The sequence below is a fragment of the Mesorhizobium sp. M4B.F.Ca.ET.089.01.1.1 genome, assembly GCF_004022605.1.
GTDB classification, from domain to species: Bacteria; Pseudomonadota; Alphaproteobacteria; order Rhizobiales; family Rhizobiaceae; genus Mesorhizobium; species Mesorhizobium abyssinicae.
In genome coordinates, this window is record NZ_RZOS01000062.1 from 1 (window position 1) to 19,973 (window position 19,973).

Annotated in this window: 20 protein-coding genes and 1 pseudogene; 9 read left to right on the forward strand and 12 right to left on the reverse strand. The window is 65.2% G+C overall.

Going from position 1 to position 19,973, the window contains the following annotated elements; all coding sequences use genetic code 11:
- Both EN780_RS09040 and EN780_RS09045 read right to left on the reverse strand, forming a co-directional pair.
- Window positions 1-183, reverse strand: a pseudogene (locus tag EN780_RS09040) (HlyD family secretion protein); the annotation flags it as partial.
- Window positions 180-899: a DUF1956 domain-containing protein gene (locus tag EN780_RS09045; protein WP_127393883.1), complete on the reverse strand. Its 720-nt coding sequence runs from the start codon at window positions 897-899 to the stop codon at window positions 180-182. The gene EN780_RS09045 and the pseudogene EN780_RS09040, both read right to left, overlap by 4 nt.
- 91 nt (window positions 900-990) lie before the next feature.
- Between EN780_RS09045 and EN780_RS09050 the strand changes: the two genes are divergently transcribed.
- The 3 genes from EN780_RS09050 (at window position 991) to EN780_RS09060 (ending at window position 3,312) form a co-directional block, all read left to right on the forward strand.
- The gene (locus EN780_RS09050; protein ID WP_128273260.1) at window positions 991-1,464 is read left to right on the forward strand and encodes a CYTH domain-containing protein; all 474 of its coding nucleotides are present in this window, start codon (window positions 991-993) and stop codon (window positions 1,462-1,464) included.
- Window positions 1,461-2,399, forward strand: coding sequence for a CHAD domain-containing protein (locus EN780_RS09055; protein ID WP_128273262.1), 939 nt, complete (start codon window positions 1,461-1,463; stop codon window positions 2,397-2,399). Before EN780_RS09050 ends, EN780_RS09055 begins: the two co-directional genes overlap by 4 nt.
- Before the next feature lie 88 nt (window positions 2,400-2,487).
- Window positions 2,488-3,312: a lipo-like protein gene (locus tag EN780_RS09060; RefSeq protein ID WP_127393880.1), complete on the forward strand. Its 825-nt coding sequence runs from the start codon at window positions 2,488-2,490 to the stop codon at window positions 3,310-3,312.
- A 21-nt stretch (window positions 3,313-3,333) separates the two neighbouring features.
- On the opposite strand, the gene EN780_RS09065 is transcribed toward EN780_RS09060, so the two are convergent.
- Window positions 3,334-4,626 carry an adenylate/guanylate cyclase domain-containing protein gene (locus EN780_RS09065; RefSeq protein WP_245493243.1) on the reverse strand — a complete coding sequence of 431 codons (1,293 nt, stop codon included), beginning with the start codon at window positions 4,624-4,626 and terminating at the stop codon, window positions 3,334-3,336.
- A 242-nt stretch (window positions 4,627-4,868) separates the two neighbouring features.
- Window positions 4,869-5,657, reverse strand: coding sequence for a helix-turn-helix transcriptional regulator (locus EN780_RS09070; RefSeq protein WP_127391546.1), 789 nt, complete (start codon window positions 5,655-5,657; stop codon window positions 4,869-4,871).
- 114 nt (window positions 5,658-5,771) lie between these two features.
- Between EN780_RS09070 and EN780_RS09075 the strand changes: the two genes are divergently transcribed.
- Window positions 5,772-6,623: an ATP/GTP-binding protein gene (locus EN780_RS09075; protein ID WP_127391545.1), complete on the forward strand. Its 852-nt coding sequence runs from the start codon at window positions 5,772-5,774 to the stop codon at window positions 6,621-6,623.
- Window positions 6,624-6,667: 44 nt separating this feature from the next.
- Here the strand turns inward: EN780_RS09075 and EN780_RS09080 are convergent, their stop codons facing one another.
- The 4 genes from EN780_RS09080 to EN780_RS09095 all read right to left on the reverse strand — a co-directional run bounded on the left by EN780_RS09080 (window position 6,668) and on the right by EN780_RS09095 (window position 9,961).
- Window positions 6,668-8,371, reverse strand: coding sequence for a SulP family inorganic anion transporter (locus tag EN780_RS09080; RefSeq protein ID WP_128273266.1), 1,704 nt, complete (start codon window positions 8,369-8,371; stop codon window positions 6,668-6,670).
- A gap of 78 nt (window positions 8,372-8,449) precedes the next feature.
- On the reverse strand, window positions 8,450-8,719 hold the full coding sequence (locus EN780_RS09085) for a helix-turn-helix transcriptional regulator (RefSeq protein WP_127284569.1): 270 nt from the start codon (window positions 8,717-8,719) through the stop codon (window positions 8,450-8,452).
- Window positions 8,720-8,809: 90 nt separating this feature from the next.
- Window positions 8,810-9,511: a phosphatase PAP2 family protein gene (locus tag EN780_RS09090; RefSeq protein ID WP_127391542.1), complete on the reverse strand. Its 702-nt coding sequence runs from the start codon at window positions 9,509-9,511 to the stop codon at window positions 8,810-8,812.
- A 111-nt stretch (window positions 9,512-9,622) separates the two neighbouring features.
- The gene (locus EN780_RS09095; RefSeq protein ID WP_127391541.1) at window positions 9,623-9,961 is read right to left on the reverse strand and encodes a hypothetical protein; all 339 of its coding nucleotides are present in this window, start codon (window positions 9,959-9,961) and stop codon (window positions 9,623-9,625) included.
- 346 nt (window positions 9,962-10,307) lie between these two features.
- On the opposite strand from EN780_RS09095, the gene EN780_RS09100 reads away from it, so the two are divergent.
- Window positions 10,308-12,311, forward strand: coding sequence for a PhoX family phosphatase (locus EN780_RS09100; protein WP_127391540.1), 2,004 nt, complete (start codon window positions 10,308-10,310; stop codon window positions 12,309-12,311).
- Window positions 12,312-12,456: 145 nt separating this feature from the next.
- Window positions 12,457-12,681, forward strand: coding sequence for a hypothetical protein (locus EN780_RS09105; protein WP_127391539.1), 225 nt, complete (start codon window positions 12,457-12,459; stop codon window positions 12,679-12,681).
- Between the two features lie 120 nt (window positions 12,682-12,801).
- On the opposite strand, the gene EN780_RS09110 is transcribed toward EN780_RS09105, so the two are convergent.
- Both EN780_RS09110 and EN780_RS09115 read right to left on the reverse strand, forming a co-directional pair.
- Window positions 12,802-13,482 (reverse strand): GNAT family N-acetyltransferase, encoded by a 681-nt coding sequence (locus EN780_RS09110; protein WP_127391538.1) that lies wholly within the window; start codon window positions 13,480-13,482, stop codon window positions 12,802-12,804.
- Window positions 13,479-13,970, reverse strand: a complete 492-nt coding sequence (locus EN780_RS09115; protein WP_127391537.1) for a MarR family transcriptional regulator — start codon at window positions 13,968-13,970, stop codon at window positions 13,479-13,481. The genes EN780_RS09110 and EN780_RS09115 overlap by 4 nt, the downstream gene beginning before the upstream one ends.
- A 263-nt stretch (window positions 13,971-14,233) precedes the next feature.
- Between EN780_RS09115 and EN780_RS09120 the strand changes: the two genes are divergently transcribed.
- Window positions 14,234-15,271 carry a phosphatidylglycerol lysyltransferase domain-containing protein gene (locus EN780_RS09120; RefSeq protein ID WP_127391536.1) on the forward strand — a complete coding sequence of 346 codons (1,038 nt, stop codon included), beginning with the start codon at window positions 14,234-14,236 and terminating at the stop codon, window positions 15,269-15,271.
- A gap of 8 nt (window positions 15,272-15,279) precedes the next feature.
- On the opposite strand, the gene EN780_RS09125 is transcribed toward EN780_RS09120, so the two are convergent.
- Both EN780_RS09125 and EN780_RS09130 read right to left on the reverse strand, forming a co-directional pair.
- On the reverse strand, window positions 15,280-16,041 hold the full coding sequence (locus EN780_RS09125; RefSeq protein WP_127284561.1) for an ABC transporter permease: 762 nt from the start codon (window positions 16,039-16,041) through the stop codon (window positions 15,280-15,282).
- On the reverse strand, window positions 16,038-16,964 hold the full coding sequence (locus EN780_RS09130) for an ABC transporter ATP-binding protein (RefSeq protein ID WP_127391535.1): 927 nt from the start codon (window positions 16,962-16,964) through the stop codon (window positions 16,038-16,040). The genes EN780_RS09125 and EN780_RS09130 overlap by 4 nt, the downstream gene beginning before the upstream one ends.
- A 227-nt stretch (window positions 16,965-17,191) precedes the next feature.
- Here EN780_RS09130 and EN780_RS09135 point away from each other — a divergent pair, with 227 nt between their 5' ends.
- Both EN780_RS09135 and EN780_RS09145 read left to right on the forward strand, forming a co-directional pair.
- Window positions 17,192-18,553, forward strand: a complete 1,362-nt coding sequence (locus tag EN780_RS09135) for a cytochrome ubiquinol oxidase subunit I (protein WP_127391534.1) — start codon at window positions 17,192-17,194, stop codon at window positions 18,551-18,553.
- A 268-nt stretch (window positions 18,554-18,821) separates the two neighbouring features.
- Window positions 18,822-19,826, forward strand: coding sequence for a cytochrome d ubiquinol oxidase subunit II (locus tag EN780_RS09145; protein WP_128273269.1), 1,005 nt, complete (start codon window positions 18,822-18,824; stop codon window positions 19,824-19,826).
- Window positions 19,827-19,973: the final 147 nt, after the last annotated feature.

Here is a 19,973-nt window from a genome sequence, read left to right on the forward strand (position 1 = left end):
CACCACGGTCGCGTCCGGCGAGACGCGGTCGCCGCGCTTGACGGCGACCGTCTCCACCTGCGCCACTTCGATCGGCGCCAAAAGCACATAGTCGCCCTCGACATAGCCGACGGCGAGCGGTGCCGCCGGCGCGCAGGCGCCGAACAGCTGGGCGGCAAGCGGCAGCGAACAAAGCAAGCTCATGGTTTGCCCTCCTTGCGGGCGGCGTTGCTGCGGGCAGCCAGATTGCGGGCGGCCAGAATTGCGCCGAGATTGTCCGAGGTGATCGCCACCACCTTGGCGGCCTCAGCTTCGCCGATCTCTCGCCAGCCCATCCGGCGCATCACTGCCTCGCGGCCGATGCGGAAATAGATGACCTGGCCGATCAGCGTGAACACGGTGAGCCGGGTGCGCTCGCTCTCGGCCGGCTCGCCCGTCGCCTGCTCCCAGATCATGCAAAGCCTGCGGTGCGTCGGCTCGAACACGCCGGCATAGATGCGGTCGAGCGCGGCCGTCGGATGGGAAAGCTCCCTAAGTACGAATTGTACGATCTCGCCGGCTTGCGGGCTGGCAACGATGAAGGCCACCATCCGCTCCAGCGCGGCGAAGAGCTGCGCCCGCGCCGCTTCCGGACCAGCCTGACTTCCAATTGCCTGACTTCCAACGGCTTGGCCGGCAATCGTCTGGATCGTGTCGACGATGTAATCGGCGGCGGCGGTGCGCAGGCCTTCCTTGCCGCCGAAATGATAGGCGATCGAGCCGATATTGGCCTTGGCCTCGGCGGCGATCTCGCGCGTCGAGGTGCCGTCATAGCCTTGCCGCCCGAACAGCTTGAGCGCCGCGTGCACGAGCGCGGCGCGTGTCTGCTCGGCGGGAGAAGCTTCGCGATGGGAAGGTTTGGCGCTCGTTTTCTTGCTCATGATATTCGTTTAATCAATCGATTGATTAAAGTCAAATTGATTCTCGGCATCGGCTTGCCATGTTGGTCCACGCGCGCTTTAGTGCGCGGCCATGGTCAAGGAAGTAGAACGCAAGTTCCTGGTCGCCAGCCCCGCCTGGCGCGATCGGGTCGAGGCGGATATCCGCATTCGGCAGTTCTACCTTGCTGCAGCGCCCGGCCGCTCGGTGCGTGTGCGCATCGGCGACGGCGTCTCGGCCAAGCTGACGCTGAAGTTCGGCAGCAGGGCGCGCGAGCGCGACGAGTTCGAATATTCGATCCCGCTCGCGGAGGCGCAGGAGATGCAGGCCTTCGCCGTCGGGCGTGTCATCGAGAAGACACGTCACCATGTTAGGCACCGCGGCTATCTCTATGAAGTCGATGTCTTCGGCGGGATGCTGGCGGGGCTGGTGGTGGCCGAGCTCGAGACGCCGGAAGACGTGCCTGACGAAATGCTGCCTGATTGGCTCGGCCGTGAAATCACCGGCGAGTCGAGATTCTACAACGCGTCGCTCGCCCTTGGGGGGATTCCGGAGATCGCCGCATGAGTTTTCGCATCGATCCGCGCTTGCCGCTGACCGGCGAGGTCAGGCGCATCCTGGCCGACGAGGTCGGCAAGGCGCTTGCCCATCTCGAGACGGCGCGCGAGAAGCCCGAGCAGGGCCTGCACAAATGCCGCAAGCGGCTGAAGAGCGTGCGCGCCTTGCTGCGCCTGGTTCGTTCCGGGGACGAACCGTTCTGCCAGACCGAAAACGAGTGCTACAAGCAGGTATCGGCGCTGCTTGCCGGACCGCGCGAGGCGACAGCACTGATCGAGACCGTCGACCGCCTGGCTGCCGCCTTTCCGGAGCAGAGCGCCGGCGGCGGCCTCGACGCCGCGCGCGACCGGCTGGTGATGCGCCAGCATGAAATGCATGCCGGCGCCGGCCTCGATGCCGCGATCAGCGCCGCCGCCGTCGCTTGCCGTGAAGGCCTCGGCCACATCGACAGGCTCTCGCTGCCCGACCAGCCCGAACAGGCGGCCGACATTCTCGCCGAAGGCGCCCGCGCGACCTTGCGGCGGGCGCGCAAGGCGTTGGACAAGGCAGGCTCGCGCGGCGAGGCCGACGATTTCCACGATTTGCGCAAGGCGGCCAAGACCCACAGCATGCACCTGTCGCTGCTCGGCCGGCTGTGGCCGCCCCCGATCAAGTCCCGCCGCAAGGCGGTCGATTCGCTGGGCGAAAGGCTGGGCGATCTGCATGATGTTTTCGTCATGCGCGCGCTGCTCGATGCCGATGGCGAGCCGCTCGGGCCGCCCGAGGACACCAGGCTTCTCGCCAAGCTCCTGAAGCGCTCGGAGAAGAGCCTCAGGAAGTCGTGCCTTGCCGATGCGATCGAGCTGTTCGGCGACAGCCCCAAGCGCTCGACCAGGAAGCTCGCGCGCAAGGCCCGCGACGATCTCGCCGGCGCCCCGGACGATCTGGCCGCGGCCGCCGGCTGACCGCTTTTCCTTCTCCCACCAGGGAGAAGGGGGAGCCAGCCTCCCGCGCTGGCACTTCCCCGCCGGCCCGTGCTAAGCACGCTCTACCATGACCGCGCCGGCCGACACGCTTCTCGACCGCCTTGGCCGCTGGCTTGCCGGCCGGCTGCAGGACGAATCGTCGGGCTATGAGCCCTACACGCCGTCCGATGCCGAGACGCTGCGCCGCGCGCTCGAGCCAGGCGATATCCTGCTCATCGAAGGCAACCAGAAGATCTCGGCGGTCATCAAATACCTGACCCAGTCGACCTGGTCGCATGCCGCCTTCTATGTCGGCGACGCTCTGCCCGCGCCCGCGGACGGTTCGGAGCGGCCGCGCCTGATCGAAGTCACGCTCGGCGAAGGCTGTGTCGCCGTGCCGCTGTCGCGCTACCGCACCTACAACACGCGCATCTGCAGGGCGAGCGGGCTGACGCCGGAAGACCGCGACAAGGTCGTCGCTTTCATGATCGGCAAGCTCGGCCTGCGATACGATCTCAAGAACATCTTCGACATGCTGCGCTTCTTCCTGCCGACGCCGCCGGTGCCGGTGCGCTGGCGTCGCCGCATGCTGGCCTTCGGGTCCGGCGATCCGACGCGGGCGATCTGCTCGACGCTGATCGCCGAGGCCTATGGCCAGATCCGCTATCCGATCCTGCCCGAGATCACCCGCGCCCCCGGCCGCGCCTCGGCGCAGTCGAGCTACATGCGCCGGGAAATCCTGCACATCCGCCACCACTCGCTCTACACGCCGCGCGATTTCGACCTGTCGCCCTTCTTCCGCATCGTCAAGCCGACGCTGGAATATGGCTTCGACTACCGGGCAGTCGCGTGGGGCGACGCTATAACGGACGCCGAAGCCGCAGAGGCGGGAGCAATCGCTTCAGAAAGGTGATGGCTTTCGGCCTGGTCTGAGTCACGCCGAAACCGCAACGGCGCCCTGGTTTTCGGCTCTGTGTCCGACCCAGACATGGACCGGTTCGTCCCGGCCGCGGATGCTCACCGGCCCATGATCGCGCGCGTTCAACTGTGTCGTGGGCGATTCCGCCTTCGCGGCCTCGATCAGTCGCGACCCAAAGCAGATACTCGCCTGAAGCTCACGGCAGAGCGCCTGCAAACGGCTGGCGACGTTGACGGTGTCGCCCACCACCGCGACGGACAGATTGCGCTCGCTGCCGACCGCGCCGAGCACGACCGCGCCATACTGGACGCCGATCCGAACGTCCAGCGGCGGATATCCCCTGGACACACGCTGGACATTCCAGTCTCCGAGAGTGGCGATCATCGCTCCAGCGCACTGGATGGCCCGGGTCGCGTCGTCATGGCTGGCTTGCGGAACCCCGAATGTCGCCATGATGCAATCGCCGATATAGTTGTCGACGGTGCCATTGTGGTCGAAAACGACCTGCTCCATGCGACGGTGGAACTGACGCAGAAGTTCGAACACGGCTTCGGCCGGATGATCCTCGGAATAGTGGGTGAAGCCGACGATGTCGGCGAACAGCACCGCGATTTCCTGCCGGCGGACCGGGCCGAAGGGCTCGTCATCGGTGGCGAGCTGGTCGACCACATTGGGCGAAAAATGCCGGGCGAGATTGGCGCGGGCGCGCTCTGCCTTGACATAGTCTTCCGACAGATGTCGGGAACGCGAGACGACCAGCGCCATGATCGCGCCGATAATCAGCACGACCAGCACGTTGGTCGCCTGCGCGAACGTGTCGACGAAATTGGGGTTGAGATAGAGGTTCAGTCGCTCTGTCAGCGGCAGTGAATAGAGGTTCGTCGCCGGAATGACGGTACCCGGATGAACAATCACCCATCCCACCCCGATCGCCCACGTCAAGGCCGCGAGCGCGCCCAGATAGAGCGCCAGTCGAGTCGAAAGGGTCAGCGCGCCAAGGCATACGAAAATCAGCAGGAATTTGAAGCTGCCTTCGCGCAGCTGCATCGCGGCCGGCGCGACCTCTTGGGCAAACGGGTTGGGCGTTATCAGCAGAACGGTCAACAGAATGATGTCCAGCGTACCGACGACGTAGCCGATCCACCATGGCGCCGTGCGACGGCGCACAAAGAGAAACTGGATCAGGCCGACGAGTTGGAACAGCACCAGTCCCGCCAGCACGAAGAGCAGCGAGGCATCCCAGCGGCTGATCAATGAAAAGAAGCAGGATATAGCGGCAAGCGATGCCGTACGCGCCCAGAACTGCAATGCAGCCCCCTGGCGTTCTGCGCGCTCCCGCAAGTTTTTCAGGCGCGAAAAGCGGCGAAGTTCAAGTGTTGGTGCGGTCGACATGGGATCACTTCGATGTCACGGGGACGGGTCGCGCGTTGGGCAAAACCCGGAGGTCTGGCAAATCAATCTGCGAATCCTATCATGAATGTGGCTTCATTTTTGAAGCACCGGCTGCGCGGTCGGCATCGCTGTGCGCTCGGCTGATTCAGGGGCAAGTATCAGGCCGGCAAGGCACGGCGTCCCTTTGCGGGAGCCGCGGCCCCGGCATCGCGCGCATGCGGCCCTATCGGCATGATCGCCGGAAACGGCGTCGCGCCGAAGGCAAAGGTCCATTTGTAGCCGATGAGCTGGTCCTCGGGCGTCGTGTGCTGGTCGTGGTGGGCAAGCAGCTTGGCGCGCTCGGCCAGCTCCTCCGCCTCGCGTCGCACCATCTGCGCCGTCTCCGGCCGCATCCGCCGCGAGAAGCTGACGAAACTCGCCTCGCGCTCCAGATGGGAGATCGCCCAGCCGATGAAATTCTTGTTGGTCATTTCGAATAGCGGCCTCAGTGGTCCGTCGAAATTCCACTGGATCGGCGTCTCGACCAGCAGCCGCGCCGAAAGCCCGCGCCCGATCTCGACAAGGCCGAGCGCCTCGAGGTCGCGCAGGTAAAGGAACATCGAGGCTTCGCTCAGTCCTTGCGAGCGCATGATGCCCTGCGGCGTGAACTTCTCCGACAGCATGATGAAGACGAACAGCAGCGCCGGCCGCGCTGCCAGCTTGCGCTCGATCTCCGGCGCGACGTGGTTGGCCGGCCCCGGCCCCCGGTTCATCGAGCCGAGCACGTTTTCGAGCTCGACATCGGCGGCGGCGCAGATCTCGACCAGGCGGTCGAGCTTGCAGTTCTTCTCATGGAAGATACGCTTCACCGTCGGCTCGGAAACGCCCATGCGCTCGGCCAGCATGCGATAGGTCAGGCCCTTCGCCTTCAGCGTCCGTTTCAGGGCCTCGAAGATCGGACCATTCATGGAATGCACCTCGTCAGCGCAATTTCGTATCGATCTTCGATACTAGCTGGAAGAGGCCTTCCGGAAAAGTATCGAAAAACCTAGCTCTCCGTCCGTCATTACAGGAGATCAGTCATGAAAACCCTCATCGTTTCGACCATCCTCGCCTTCGCCGCCATGACGCCAATCGCCGAGGCCGGCGAAATCTGGCGCGCCTCGGGCTTCGAGCAGCCGGAATCGGCGCTCTTCGATGCCGCCAACAAGCGCATCATCGTCTCCAACATCGCCGGCAATCCCGGCGAGGCCGACGGCAACGGCTATCTGTCGGTGCTGTCGCTCGACGGCAAGCTCGTCACCCGGCATTGGACCGACGGCATGGACGCGCCCAAGGGCATGGCGCTCTCGGGCGGCAAGCTCTACGTCGCCGACATCACCAAGGTCCGCGTCGTCGATCTGGCCAGCGGCAAGCTGGTCGCCAGCATCGACGTGCCGAATGCCGTCTTCCTCAACGACATGACGGCGGACAGCGCGGGCAAGGTTTATGTCAGCGACATGCTGGCCGACACCATCTACCGCATCGACGGCGACAGGCCGGAGCTGTTCGTCAAGGACGCGCTGCTTGCCTCGCCCAACGGCATCTTCGCCGACGGCGGCAGGCTGATCGTCGCCTCCTGGGGCAAGGGGATAAAGCCCGATTTCAGCACCGCCGAGCCGGGCGGCCTGCTTTCGGTCGACCTCGCCAGCAAGGCGATCTCGCCGCTGCCCGGCGCGGAAAAATTCGCCGACCTCGATGGCGTCGTCGCCATCGGCGACAGCATCTACGCCACCGCCTACATGACCGGCACGCTCTATCGCTACAAGGATGGCGGCAAGCCGGAGGCCTTCACCACCTTCAAGCCGGGCAGCGCCGACATCGGCGCCGACGGCAAAACGATCTTCGTGCCGCTGATGAACGAGGGCGAGGTCGCCGCGCTCAGCCTCGATTGAGGCCGTCGGGCGGTCGGCTCGGGTCGAGGCCGCCCGCTCAGCGATCAGCCGTCGGGCGCCTTGAGCTGCGCCCGCGCGTCGCGGATCGAGGCGGCATAGGTGACCAGCGGTCGCTTGACGCCGTGGTTGATCAGCATGCGCCGCGTCTGCGGCGCGGCGCCGGCGATGATGAAGCGCACGCCGGCGCGCCTCGCCTTGTGCGCCGCGCCCTCGATGACGTTGGCGGCGGTGGAATCGAAGAACGGCACCGCCGAGCAGTCGAGGATGAAGTTCCTCCTCTGGTCGGCGATGCGGTCGAGCACGGTGCCGACGGTCGAGGCGGCGCCGAAGAAGAAGGCGCCCGAGATGCGGTAGACGACGGTGTCGGCATCGCTCGCCTCGCTGGAATCATAGGTGCTGGCGCGGTCGGCGATGTCGTCCGGCACCAGCGGCTGATCGGCCTCGACGGCGATCGACTTGGCCATGCGGTCGATGAACAGGATCGAGCCCAGCGCGAAGCCTACGACGATGCCCTCGGTGAGGTCGCGGAAGACGACGATCAGGAAGGTCGCCATCAGCACCAGCGCATCGCCGCGGGAGGTGCGGAGCAGCGTCGCGAAGGCCTGCTTCTCGAACATGTTCCAGCACACCACCGCCAGCACGCCGGCAAGCGCGGCCAGCGGGATGTAGCTGGCCAGCGGCGCCGCCACCAGCATCAGCACCAGCAGGATCGCCGAATGCACCATGCCCGCGACCGGCCCATGCGCGCCGGCCCGCACATTGGTGGCGGTGCGGGCAATCGTGCCGGTGGCGCAGATGCCGCCGAACAGGGCCGACGCGATGTTGGCGAAGCCTTGCGCCACAAGCTCGCAATTGGAGCGGTGCCGCCGCCCGGTCATGCCGTCGGCGACCACGGCGGAGAGCAGCGATTCGATCGCGCCGAGCAGCGCGAAGGCCACCGCATCCGGCAGGACGTCGACCATCCTGTCGATGCTGATGGGCGGAAAGGCCGGCCACTGCAGGCTGCGCGGGATGCCGCCATAGCGCGTGCCGATCGTTTCGGCCGGCAGCGCGAACAGCGCCACGACCAGCGAGGCCAGGCCGATGGCGATCAGCATCGCCGGCCATTTCGGCCGCCAGCGCTTGAGGAAGACAATGGTCGCGATGGTCAGCACCGCCACGAAGGTCGCGGCCGGGTTGATCGTGCCGGCCGCCTCGCTGAGGGCCATCAGTTTCGGCACCAGCGGCCCCGGCTCCTTGCCGGCAAGCGTCAGCCCGAACAGCTCGGTGATCTGGCCGGAGAAGATGATGACGGCAATCCCCGCGGTGAAGCCGACGGTCACCGGATAGGGGATGAACTTGATGTAGGTGCCGAGCCTCAGATAGCCGATAGCGAGCAGGAAGACGCCGGCCATCATCGTTGCCAGCAGCAGCCCGTCGACGCCGACGCGCGCCACCGTCGCCGCCACCAGCACGATGAAGGCGCCTGCCGGGCCGCCGATCTGGAAGCGGCTGCCGCCGAGCGCCGAGATGATGAAGCCGCCGACGATCGAGGTGTAGAGGCCGCGCTCGGGCGTCACGCCGGAGGCGATCGCGATCGCCATCGACAGCGGCAGCGCCACGATGGCGACCGTCAGCCCGGCAATCGCGTCGGTCCTGAAGTGTGCTAGCGAGTAGCCCTCACGCAGCACCGTCACCAGCTTTGGGGTGAACAGTTCGGCAAATGTCGGCCGTGCCTGCTGGTGGTTTGCCCGCCGGGCCTGATCCATGGACTGCCTTCCGCGTCTCGAAGGCGGCGGGGATCGTCGGCAGCATGTCGGCGGTCGCCGTCGCGACTATTACGCGACTCAGCCTTGCGGGTTCTGCGATACGACCGGCTTGAGGCGCACGCCCCGGCCGCCGCGCTCGCTGGCCTGGTTCTCGCCGATCAGTTCCACCCCGGCCTCGTCGAGTGCCTGGATGACCTTCATCAGCGTGTCGACCACGCCCCTGACGACGCCGTCGCTCGCCTCCATGCGCTGAATGGTCGGAAGCGAAACCCCGGCGCGCTCGGCCAGCGTCTTCTGATCGATGCCGGCCAGCGCCCTCGCGGCGCGCATCTGCTGGGCGGTGATCATCGGCCAGAACCCTTGTCTGAGTCTGCAGTATCAATGGATAATACAAACATCATGATGTTTCAAGCATCATTGAGTATGGATAAAACATACTCACTCACTGTCGCTCACCGCATGGCGCCGCTGCAGGAACCGCGCCACCAGCCAGCACAGCATGGCCCAGGCGAAGCCGGCGCACCAGCCGCCGAGCACGTCGGACGGCCAATGGACACCGAGATAGACGCGGCTGGTGCCGACCAGCACCGTGATCAGCACGGCGAGGCAGAGCACGAAGATCTTGGTCGTGCGGTCCGGCAGGAAGCGCGCCGCCAGCGAGCCGAGCGTGAGGTAGGTGACCGCCGACAGCATGGCATGGCCGCTCGGGAAGGAGAGCGACGTCTCGTCGACGAGGTGCGAGACGAGTTCCGGGCGCGGCCGGTCGATGCCAGCCTTGAGCAGGCTGGACAGCACCTGCCCGCCGGCTACCGCGACGAAGATCAGAAGCGCCGATCCCGGCCTGCGGATCAAAAGCAGGTAGACGATCACCGCCGCGGTGATCAGCACCAGCACGCTGGTGCTGCCGAGGCTGGTGATGTCGCGCATCGCCCCCTGCAGCCACAGCGGCCCGATCGGGTGGTCGGGTTGCCCAGCCTGGCGGAAGGCGAGCAGGATCTCGGTGTCGAAGGCGTGCGGCGCGGTGGCGTGCGCCGCCTCCATCAATTCGACGAAGCCCCACAGCCCGAAGGCGACCACCAGCCCGGCCAGAAGGACCGGAAACTCGATCTTGTTGAAGAACGCGACCGCGGCGGATTTCATCGGGCGGGACCTACAGCAATTCCAGGAAAAGTGCGCAGCGGTTTTCCGTCAGGAATTGCGTCAAAACAAAACTCGGGGCGGCTCGGCGATTCCATGAAACGCTGAACCGCCTTAGAGTCGCTGCATATAGGGCCCGAGCGTGATCAGCGCCACGGCTGCGATCGCCAGCACGATGCCGGTCGCCTGCAGGGCATTGACCTTCTCGCCGAAGAAGGCGAGCGCCACGACGTTCACCGACACCAGCTGTATCACAGCCGACAGGCTGAACGACACCGACATGCCGAATTCACGGATCAGCCTCAGCATGATCAGATTGCCCAGCGAATAGAGCGCCAGCGTCAGCACGATCTTGCCGAGGCTAGGCGCCAGCCCCCATTGCTTGGCCGCGGTCGCCGCGAGCAGGAAGATCACGGTCGAAACGCCAAGCTGCACCATTCCCCAGAAACTCACGGTTCATTTCTCCCAATTGCCGCCATCGCCATGCGTGCCGCAGTCCTTGTTTCCGAAGCGCGCGAGGCCGTCAAGCAGACCGCGTCTGACCAGCGCCCCGCTCAGACAGGATCGAAGCCGGATGTCGCAAAATGCGTCCCGGCCGCCATGATCGGTGCCGACCGATGCGATATTTTGAAGTCATGCGGGAGGATGAATGGCGACGGGTGCCAGCCGACGGGACAGGCGTTGTTCATGAGCCGGCAAATAAACTGCCGAAAACGCGCCGAGTGTCACGAAAATGTGATCGAGCGGTTATAGGGGTCGACAGGTCACATGCTCCAGCCAAGAAGCCAGAGGAAAGCTCATGTCCGACCACCGCTCCCCTGACACCGGTTTCCGAACCAGCCTGCTCGAGGAGAATGACGGCCCGGCCGTCAATCCCACCGACAACCGCACCATGGGCGAGATCATCGCCGCGCGCTTCTCGCGCCGTGGCTTCCTGAAGGGTTCGCTGGCGGTTTCGGCCATCGCCGCCACGGTCAGCCCGCTGGCGCTGGTCGCCGCCGACGATGCCCGCGCCGCCGAGGCCTCGGCCTTCACCTTCGACGAGCTGGAGGCCGGCATCGACGACAAGCACCATGTCGCGCCGGGCTACGATGCCGACGTGCTGTTGCGCTGGGGCGATCCGCTGTTTGCCGACTCGCCGGAATTCGACCCGGCAAAGCAGTCGGCCGAGGCCCAGGCAAAACAGTTCGGCTACAACAACGACTATGTCGGCTATATCCCGATCGACGGCTCTGCCGAGCACGGCCTGCTGGTGGTCAACCACGAATACACCAACCCGCATCTGATGTTCCCCGGCATCGTCAAGATCGTCGACAAGGACGGCAAGAAGGCAGCCGAGGTGGCGCCGCTCAGCAAGGAGCAAGTCGACGTCGAGATGGCGGCCCATGGCGGCTCCATCGTCGAGATCCGCAAGGACGGCGGCAAGTGGCAGGTGGTGCGCGACGGCAAGCTCAACCGCCGCATCACCTCCAACACCGAGATGCAGCTTGCCGGCCCGGCCGCCGGCCACGACCGCCTCAAGACCAATGCCGATCCCTCCGGCACCAAGGTCATCGGCACCTTCAACAATTGCGCCGGCGGCGTCACCCCCTGGGGCACCTATGTCATGGCCGAGGAGAACATCCATGGCTATTTCTCCGGCGAATTGCCGGAAGGCCACAAGGAAGCCGCCAACTACAAGCGCCTCGGCATTCCGGAAGGCGCCTATGAGTGGGGCGCGCATTACGACCGCTTCAACCTCGCCAAGGAGCCGAACGAGGCCAACCGCTTCGGCTGGATCGTCGAGGTCGACGTCAATGATCCGGCCTCGGTGCCGCGCAAGCGCACCGCCATGGGCCGCTTCAAGCATGAGGGTGCGGAATCGATCGTCGCCAAGGACGGCCGCGTTGTCTTCTATCTCGGCGACGACGAGCGTTTCGACTATGCCTACAAGTTCGTGACCACCGGCAAGTTCAACGCCAACGACCTCGCGGCCAACAAGGACCTGCTCGACGACGGCACGCTGCATGTCGCCAAGTTCGGCGAGGACGGCACGGTCGAGTGGATGCCGATCGTCTTCGGCCAGGGCCCGCTGACTGCGGAAAACGGCTTCGCCAGCCAGGCCGACGTGCTGATCGAGACGCGCCGCGCCGCCGACCTGCTCGGCGCCACCAAGATGGACCGCCCCGAGGACATCCAGCCCAATGGCGCCAACGGCAAGGTCTATGTCATGCTGACCAACAATTCGAAGCGCAAGGCGGAGCAGGTCGACGCCGCCAATCCGCGCGCGTCGAACGCCTTCGGCCACATCATCGAGATATCGGAGGATGGCGGCGACTTCGCTGCCGCCAAGGGCAAATGGGAAGTGCTGCTGAAATGCGGCGATCCCTCGGTGGCCGAGGTCGGCGCCACCTTCTCGACCGCGACCACCGCCAATGGCTGGTTCGGCATGCCGGACAATTGCGCCGTCGATTCGGCCGGCCGTTTGTGGGTCGCCACCGACGGCCAGGGTCCGAAGGCCACCGGCCGCACCGACGGCCTGTGGGCGGTCGACACCGAAGGCGCGGCGCGGGCGACCTCGAAACTGTTCTTCCGCGTGCCGATCGGCGCCGAAATGTGCGGCCCGCTGTTCGCGCCGGACGACCAGACCGCCTTCGTCGCCGTCCAGCATCCGGGCGACGGCGGCGAGGACTGGGAGGCCTTCGGCCGTCCGTCCTACTATGAGGACCTGTCGACCCGCTGGCCCGATTTCAAGCCCGACATGCCGGTCCGGCCGTCGGTGGTCGCCATCACCAAAAAGGGCGGCGGCAAGATCGCCGTCTGACCTGCGGTCATCTCGACCCATTGCATGATCAAAGGAGGGATCTCGGCACCCCGAGATCCCTCCTTTTCATTTCAGGAACCAGTCAAGCTTCGGGAAAGATTGGCAATTTATGCGTGGCGCCCTAGGTCCTTGTCAGGAGACTGCCATGCCAAAGTCTGTTTATGACCGTGGCCTGCTGAAGCCTGCCGATATCGCCAGGCTGCAGCGCGTCTTTGACGAGGCCTGCCGGCGGCGCCAGGCGCATCCCGATTCGACCGAAGCCCGGGAAATCGCCCTGAACCTGCTTGCCCTGCACAATGCCGGCATGCTCGAAGAGGACATGCTGATGGAAGCCGTCGGCTTCCGGCGGCTTGAGCCAAAGTCGGCCTAGAGCAATTCCAGGAAAAGTGTGAGCGGTTTTCCGTCCGGAATTGCCTCAAAACAAAGAGACGGAGCAGTTCGCCGTTTCCGTGAAACGCTCCAGGTCCGCGAGAACGGCCGCTGGTGCGCCCTATCCGGTGCGTTGAACCACGGCCATGTTCATCATGCTTCTCAGCCGGAAGCCGATGGACTCGTACAGTCCGATGGCCGCGACATTGCTGGCATAAGCGTGGAGATAGGGGATTTCGCCCCGCGTCATGATTTGATTTGCCACGAACAGGGACAGCCGCCTGGCGAGGCCGCCGCCGCGGAAATCCGGATGCGAGCACACGCCGCTGAGTTCCGTGTAGCCAGGCTGCTTCATGCGCTCGCCGGCCATCGCCGCCAGCCTGCCGTCGATCTTGACGCCCCAGAAATCGCCGAGGCTCAACGCCTCCAGCGTGAACGGGCCGGGCCTGGTGAGCACCGCCAGAGCGAGCATCTCGGCGGCATCGTGCTGCGTCAACCGCTGGATGCGCTCGTCGGATACGGCCTGCACCGGCTGCTCGGCGATCATCTGTACCAGCGACGCGGTCGAAATCGCGGAGAGCGCCGCAGGCAGGACGATTGCGTCCGCCTGGACCACGATGGAGCTTTCGAGCGGCGGAATAAGCCTGCCCAGCGCATCGAGACTAGCCGTGTCGTCCGCCGCGGTGGCCGCGAACGGAACGATCGACGGCCTGTATCGCTTGGCCAGGCTGTCGCCTTGCGCGAAGGCCTGATGTCGCGAGCTGAGCGCGCTCCAGATGGGACGGTCGAGCACGTGGTTCATCGCACCGGACCCGCGGCCTCTTCCACGCGACGGTCGAGGGGCGACGCAGCCAGGCGGTCCTCGATTTCGGCGAGCTGACCAAGCAGCGGCCCGGACAGGTCGGCGCACAGACCCGCAACGGCCTTCTCGATGCGAGGCCAGACTTCGCGCTTCGCCACATCGACCAGCCGTCGGCCGTTGCGGCTGAGGGAGACGATCCTACGCCGCTGGTCGTCGTTCGACGGGCTGACCTCGACCAGTCCCAGTTCGGCCAGCAGCGCCACGCTGCGCGTGACGCCCGGCTGGGCGATCCCGAGCGACTGCGCCAGCTCGCCGACCGGCAGCGGCCCCAGCCTGTCGAGCGCGGCGAGCAGCGGATACTGGCTCGACTGGACCCGGACCTCCAGCTCGTCGAGCACGCGCTGCGTATCCGCCTGCAACTGCTCGCCGATGCGCTTGAACCTGCTGCCCAGGCACAGAAAGCCAAGCGACCGTATGATGTCGTCCATGATCCAGCTCGTTCAGTCAAAACGATAACATGATATATAACATCACATGAAAAGTCAAAGCCTGCTACCACAGGATGCAAGCCAATCCGGCCGATGATGGCGCATGGCGCGCTGCCCACTCGCCACCCTTTGGCCGAGATTTCCCCTTCTGTCGGTGCCGATTGCATCCTATATGGCGCCTGCGCGGTATGATTGACCGTGCTAAGGCGACTGATTCGGGCCTGCGGGTCGACGGGTCTCCATCTATCGGCACGCGGAACCTCATGCCCTCCCTGCGGATCCACATTGACAGGTTTCTCGAAGGCGCAGCACCCAAGGTTCCGCGGCGCGACCTGACGCATCTCGAGCGCCTGGCGCTGGTGCGTCGGCATGGCGATTTCTCGCTCGCCTATTCCACCGCCGTGCAGCAGAAACTGTCCTATTTCAGCGATGGCGACGGCTACATCGCCTTCGGCACCAAGATGAAGCACCATTTCGCGCTCGGCGATCCGGTGGCCCATCCGGCCGAGCGGCCGGCCTATATCAAGCGCTTCGTCGAGGCCGCAGGCGATCCCTGGTTCGTGCAGATCGGCGCCGATACCGCGCGGGTGCTGGCCGGTCTCGGCTACCGGATCAATCGCCTCGGCATCGACACCAGGCTGCACCTGCCAGCGCACAATTTCTCCGGCAAGCGCAACGAGACGGTGCGCTATTCCGAACGCTGGCTGTCGAAGAAGGGTTTTTCCTTCGAGGAGGACAGGCGCAACATCTTCCTCGACGAGATCGCCCGGCTGTCGGAGAACTGGCGCGGCGAGCGCATCGTCAAGCGCTGGGAGATGGGCTTCCTCAACCGGCCCTTCGCCGACCATCTCGGCGCCGACATGCGCCGCTTCGTGCTGCATGGGCCGGAGGGCGAGCTGGTCGCCCTGCTCGATTTCGATCCGCTGTTTCGCGACGGCAAGGTCATCGGCTACACCACCGCCTTCAAGCGCAAGCATATCGACGCCACGCCGCATGCCGAGATCGGCCTGACCAAATTCGCCGTCGACCGCTTTCGCGAGGAGGGCAAGTCCGTCGTCACGCTGGGTCTGTCGCCGCTGGTCGACATCGAGGCCAGCGGCTTTGCCGAATCGAGCTTCTGGCGCAGCACCTTCCAGCGCGCCTACGGCTCCGCCTGGGTCAATCGCTCGAAGTTCAACCTGCAGGGCCAGGCGGCCTTCAAGCGCCGTTTTCACGGCCAGGAACAGCCGATCTATGTCGCCTTCCGCCGGGGGACGCTTGTCGAGATGCTGGGGCTGCTGCGGCTGGTGAAGGCCATCTGACCTGCCGGTCAGTTCCGCAATCGATACCCGGTCCTGAATATCCAGGCGACGATCGCGATGCAGACGCCCAGGAACACCACGGTCATGCCGAGGCTGATGCCGACCGAGACGTCCGACTTGCCGTAGAAACTCCAGCGGAACCCGCTGATCAGGTAGACGACCGGGTTGAACAGCGTCACCGTGCGCCAGATGCCGGGCAGCATGTTGATCGAATAGAAGCTGCCGCCGAGGAAGGTCAGCGGCGTGATGATCAGCAGCGGCACCAGCTGCAATTGCTCGAAGCTCTTCGCCCAGATGCCGATGATGAAGCCGAACAGGCTGAAGGTCACCGCCGTCAGCACCAGGAAGGCGAGCATCCAGAACGGATGCTCGATATGCAGCGGCACGAACAGCGAGGCGGTGGCCAGGATGATCAGGCCGAGCACGATCGACTTGGTCGCGGCACCCCCGACATAGGCGATGACGATCTCCAGATAGGACACCGGCGCCGAAAGCAGCTCGTAGATCGAGCCGACGAATTTCGGGAAATAGATGGCGAAGGAGGCATTCGAGATCGACTGCGTCAGCAGCGACAGCATGATCAGCCCCGGCACGATGAAGGCGCCGTAGCTGATGCCGTCGATCTCGGTGATGCGCGAGCCGATGGCCGAGCCGAAGACGACGAAATAAAGCGAGGTCGAGATCACCGGCGAAATGATGCTCTGCAGCACGGTGCGCAGCGCGCGCGCCATTTCCACCCGGTAGATGGCCCAGACGGCGCGCAGATTCATGGCTCTTGCCTCAGCAGGTTGACGAAGATCTCCTCCAGCGAGCTGTTCTCCGTGTCGATGTCGCGGAACTGGATGCCCGCCGCCTCGAGGTCACGGATCAGCGAGGCGACGCCCGGCCGGTCGCTCTGGTTGTCGTAGGTGTAGGTCAATTGATCGCCATTGGGCGACAGCTCCAGCGCGTAGCGCGAGAAGCTCTCCGGGATGGCGGCGAGCGGACTGCGCAGCTCCAGCATCAGCCGCTTGCGGCCGAGCTTGCGCATCAGCTCGGCCTTGTCGTCGACCAGCACGATCTCGCCGCGGTTGATGACGCCGACGCGGTCGGCCATCGCCTCGGCTTCCTCGATGTAGTGGGTGGTCAGGATGATGGTGACGCCGTCCTCGCGCAGCCGGCGCACCATCGCCCACATGTCCTGGCGCAGTTCGACGTCGACGCCGGCCGTCGGCTCGTCGAGGAAGAGCACCCGCGGCTCGTGCGACAGCGCCTTGGCGATCATCAGCCGGCGCTTCATGCCGCCCGACAGCGTGATCGCCTTGGCGTCCTTCTTCTCCCACAGCGAGAGGTCGCGCAGCACCTTCTCGACGAACGCCTTGTTGGGCGGCTTGCCGAACAGGCCGCGGCTGTAGTTGACCGTCGCCCAGACGGTCTCGAAGGCGTCGATGGTCAGTTCCTGCGGCACCAGCCCGATCAGGCTGCGCGCAGCGCGGTAGTCGCGGGCAATGTCGTGGCCGTCGACCGTGACCGTTCCGGACGAACGGTTGACGATGCCGCAGACGATCGAGATCAGCGTCGTCTTGCCGGCGCCGTTCGGCCCGAGCAGCGCGAAGATCTCGCCGCGCTCGATGTCGAGGTTGATTTCCTTCAAGGCCTTGAAACCGGTGGCGTAGGTCTTGGTCACCCCGGCAATCGAGATAATGGATGGCATGGCTGAAAACGGCTGCTTGAAAGCGGATTTTTATTGCGCTGAATGTCGGTGCCAGCGTCCGGAAGTCAATGCCGCTCCTGACAATTCTGGACAATCATTCCCCGATCGGGCGCTGACGCTTTCGCCCGAACTGCTGCGACAACGCGCCCCGCGTGGCGCCACGCCGCTTTGACCGGACCGCGTCAGCGCCCTATTCTGTGAGGCATAAGCAGCAGCCGGAGTCGCCCATGGACCCGCTCATTCTGTCGCGCATCCAGTTCGGCGCGAATATTTCGTTCCATATCCTGTTTCCGGCGATCACCATTGCACTCGGCTGGGTGCTGCTGTTCTTCAAGCTGCGTTACAACCGCACCGGCGATTCCGCCTGGATGCGCGCCTATTTCACCTGGGTGAAGGTGTTCGCTTTGTCCTTCGCCATGGGCGTGGTCTCGGGCGTCACCATGAGCTTCCAGTTCGGCACCAACTGGCCCGGCTACATGGAGACCGTCGGCAACATCGCCGGGCCGCTGCTCGCCTATGAGATCCTCACCGCCTTCTTCCTCGAGGCGGCCTTCCTCGGCATCATGCTGTTCGGCTTCCGCCGCGTCTCCAACCGCATCCACACTTTGGCCACCGTGCTGGTCGCCGGCGGCACCACGGTCTCCGCCTTCTGGATCATCGCGCTCAATTCCTGGATGCAGACGCCGGCCGGCTTCGAGATGCGCGACGGCAAGGCGCATGCCGTCGACTGGTGGGCGATCGTCTTCAACCCGTCGATGCCCTACCGCCTGGTCCATATGCTGCTTGCCTCGGGGCTGACAGTCTCCTTCCTCATCGCCGGCCTGTCGGCGCTGCGCTATCTCACCGGCGACCGCTCGGAATCGATGTGGAAGGCGCTGCGCACCGGCGTCTTCACCGCCGCCATCCTGATCCCGATCCAGATTTTCGCCGGCGACCAGCACGGCCTGAACACGCTGGAGCACCAGCCGCAGAAGATCGCCGCCATGGAAGCCAACTGGAACACCGGCCCCAACGTGCCGCTGGTGCTGTTCGCGCTTCCCGACGAGGCGGCCCGGGAGAACAAATTCGAGGTCGCCATCCCCGACGGCGCCAGCCTCGTGCTGAGGCACTCAACCAGCGGCGTCGTGCCGGGGCTGAACGACTATCCCGGCAACCACCCGCCGGTCTTCCCGGTGTTCTGGGGTTTTCGCATCATGGTCGGCACCGGCATCCTGATGCTGGTCGTCTCCTGGTCGGCGGCCTTCTTCCTCAAGCGCCGCCACAGCCTGCCGAGGCCGCTGGCGCTGCTGATGGTGCCGATGACGATCTCCGGCTGGGTGGCGACGCTGGCCGGCTGGTACACCACCGAGATCGGCCGCCAGCCCTGGCTGGTCACCGGCGTGCTGAGGACCGCCGATGCCGTCGGCCCGGTCGCCGGCAGCCATGTCGCGCTGACGCTCGCCATCTATCTCGTCCTCTACTTGGCTTTGCTGATCGCCTATCTCGGCGTGCTGGTGCACCTGGCGCTGAAGGCGGCCAAGGATGGCGACGCCTCGCCGCTGCCGGGCGTCATGAACGCCGCCATGTCGCAGCCGGCGGCAGGAGAGTGAGAGCAGTGGTCGAACTGCGAAGAAATCTTGACTCGACGCCGGACGCTGGCGCTGCCCCTCACCTGCCTGCCGGCATCCTCTCCCCGTATAGGGACGGGGAGAGGGGCGCTCCCATCGCTGGTTTCGCCAATCGCCGACGTTGCAGGAAGTACGCTGTTGTTGCGGCCAGCCCCCTTCTCCCCGTCACCATACGGGGAGAAGGTCCCGGCAGGGAGATGAGGGGCGGCGCCGACCTCGGCAATCGAGACTGGCGCGCGAGGAGAAGAAAATGACCTATGACTGGCCAACCCTGCTTCCCTTGATCTTCGCCGGCCTGATGGGCCTCGCCATTCTGATCTACGTCATCCTCGACGGTTTCGATCTCGGCATCGGCATCCTGTTCGCCGCCGCCGACGACCACGAGCAGGACACCATGATCGCCGCCATCGGTCCGTTCTGGGACGCTAACGAGACCTGGCTGGTGCTGGCCGTCGGCCTGCTGCTGGTCGCCTTCCCGCTGGCGCATGGCACCATCCTCAGCGCGCTCTACATTCCGGTCTTCGTGCTGCTGGTCGGCCTGATCCTGCGCGGCGTCGCCTTCGACTTCCGCGCCAAGGTGCCGGCCGGCAGCAAGCACCGCTGGAACCGCATCTTCTTCCTCGGCTCGGCCGTCGCCTCGCTGGCGCAGGGCTATATGCTGGGCGTCTACGTGCTCGGCCTCGACGTCGGCCTCGGCGGCATCGCCTTCGGCGCGCTGGTGGCGCTCTGCCTGTCGGCCGCCTATGCGGCGATGGGCTCGGCCTGGCTGATCTACAAGACCGAGGGCGAATTGCAGAAGAAGGCGGTGCGCTGGCTGCGCACGGCGCTGGTGCTGGCCGCGCTCGGCATGGTCGCGGTGTCCCTGGCGACGCCCTTCGCCAGCCCGCGCATCTTCGACAAATGGTTCCTCTTTCCGGAGATCCTCTATCTCTCGCCGCTGCCGATCCTGTCGGCGCTGCTGTTCGTCTGGCTGTGGCGGCAGACCTTCCATCTGCCGAAGCCGAACGATCGCCACGCGCTGACGCCGTTCCTGACGCTCGCCGCCATCTTCGCGCTCGGCTTCGCCGGCCTCGCCTGGTCGTTCTACCCGTTCGTCGTGCCCGACAAGCTGACCATCTGGCAGGCCGCCTCAGCGCCGGAAAGCCTGATCGTGATCCTCGTCGGCGTCGTCGTGGTGCTGCCGATCATCATCTTCTATTCGTTCTATGCCTACCGGGTGTTCGGCGGCAAGGCGACGGATCTGACTTACGATTGAGAGCGTCTTTCTCCCCGTCACTATACGGGGAGAAATGCCCGGCAGGGCAATGAGGGGCAGCGCAAACCTGTCAAGCAGAGCCGGTGGCCCATCCCTTCAAATGTTGGCGCCGCCCCTCATCCGCCTGCCGGCACCTTCTCCCCGTAT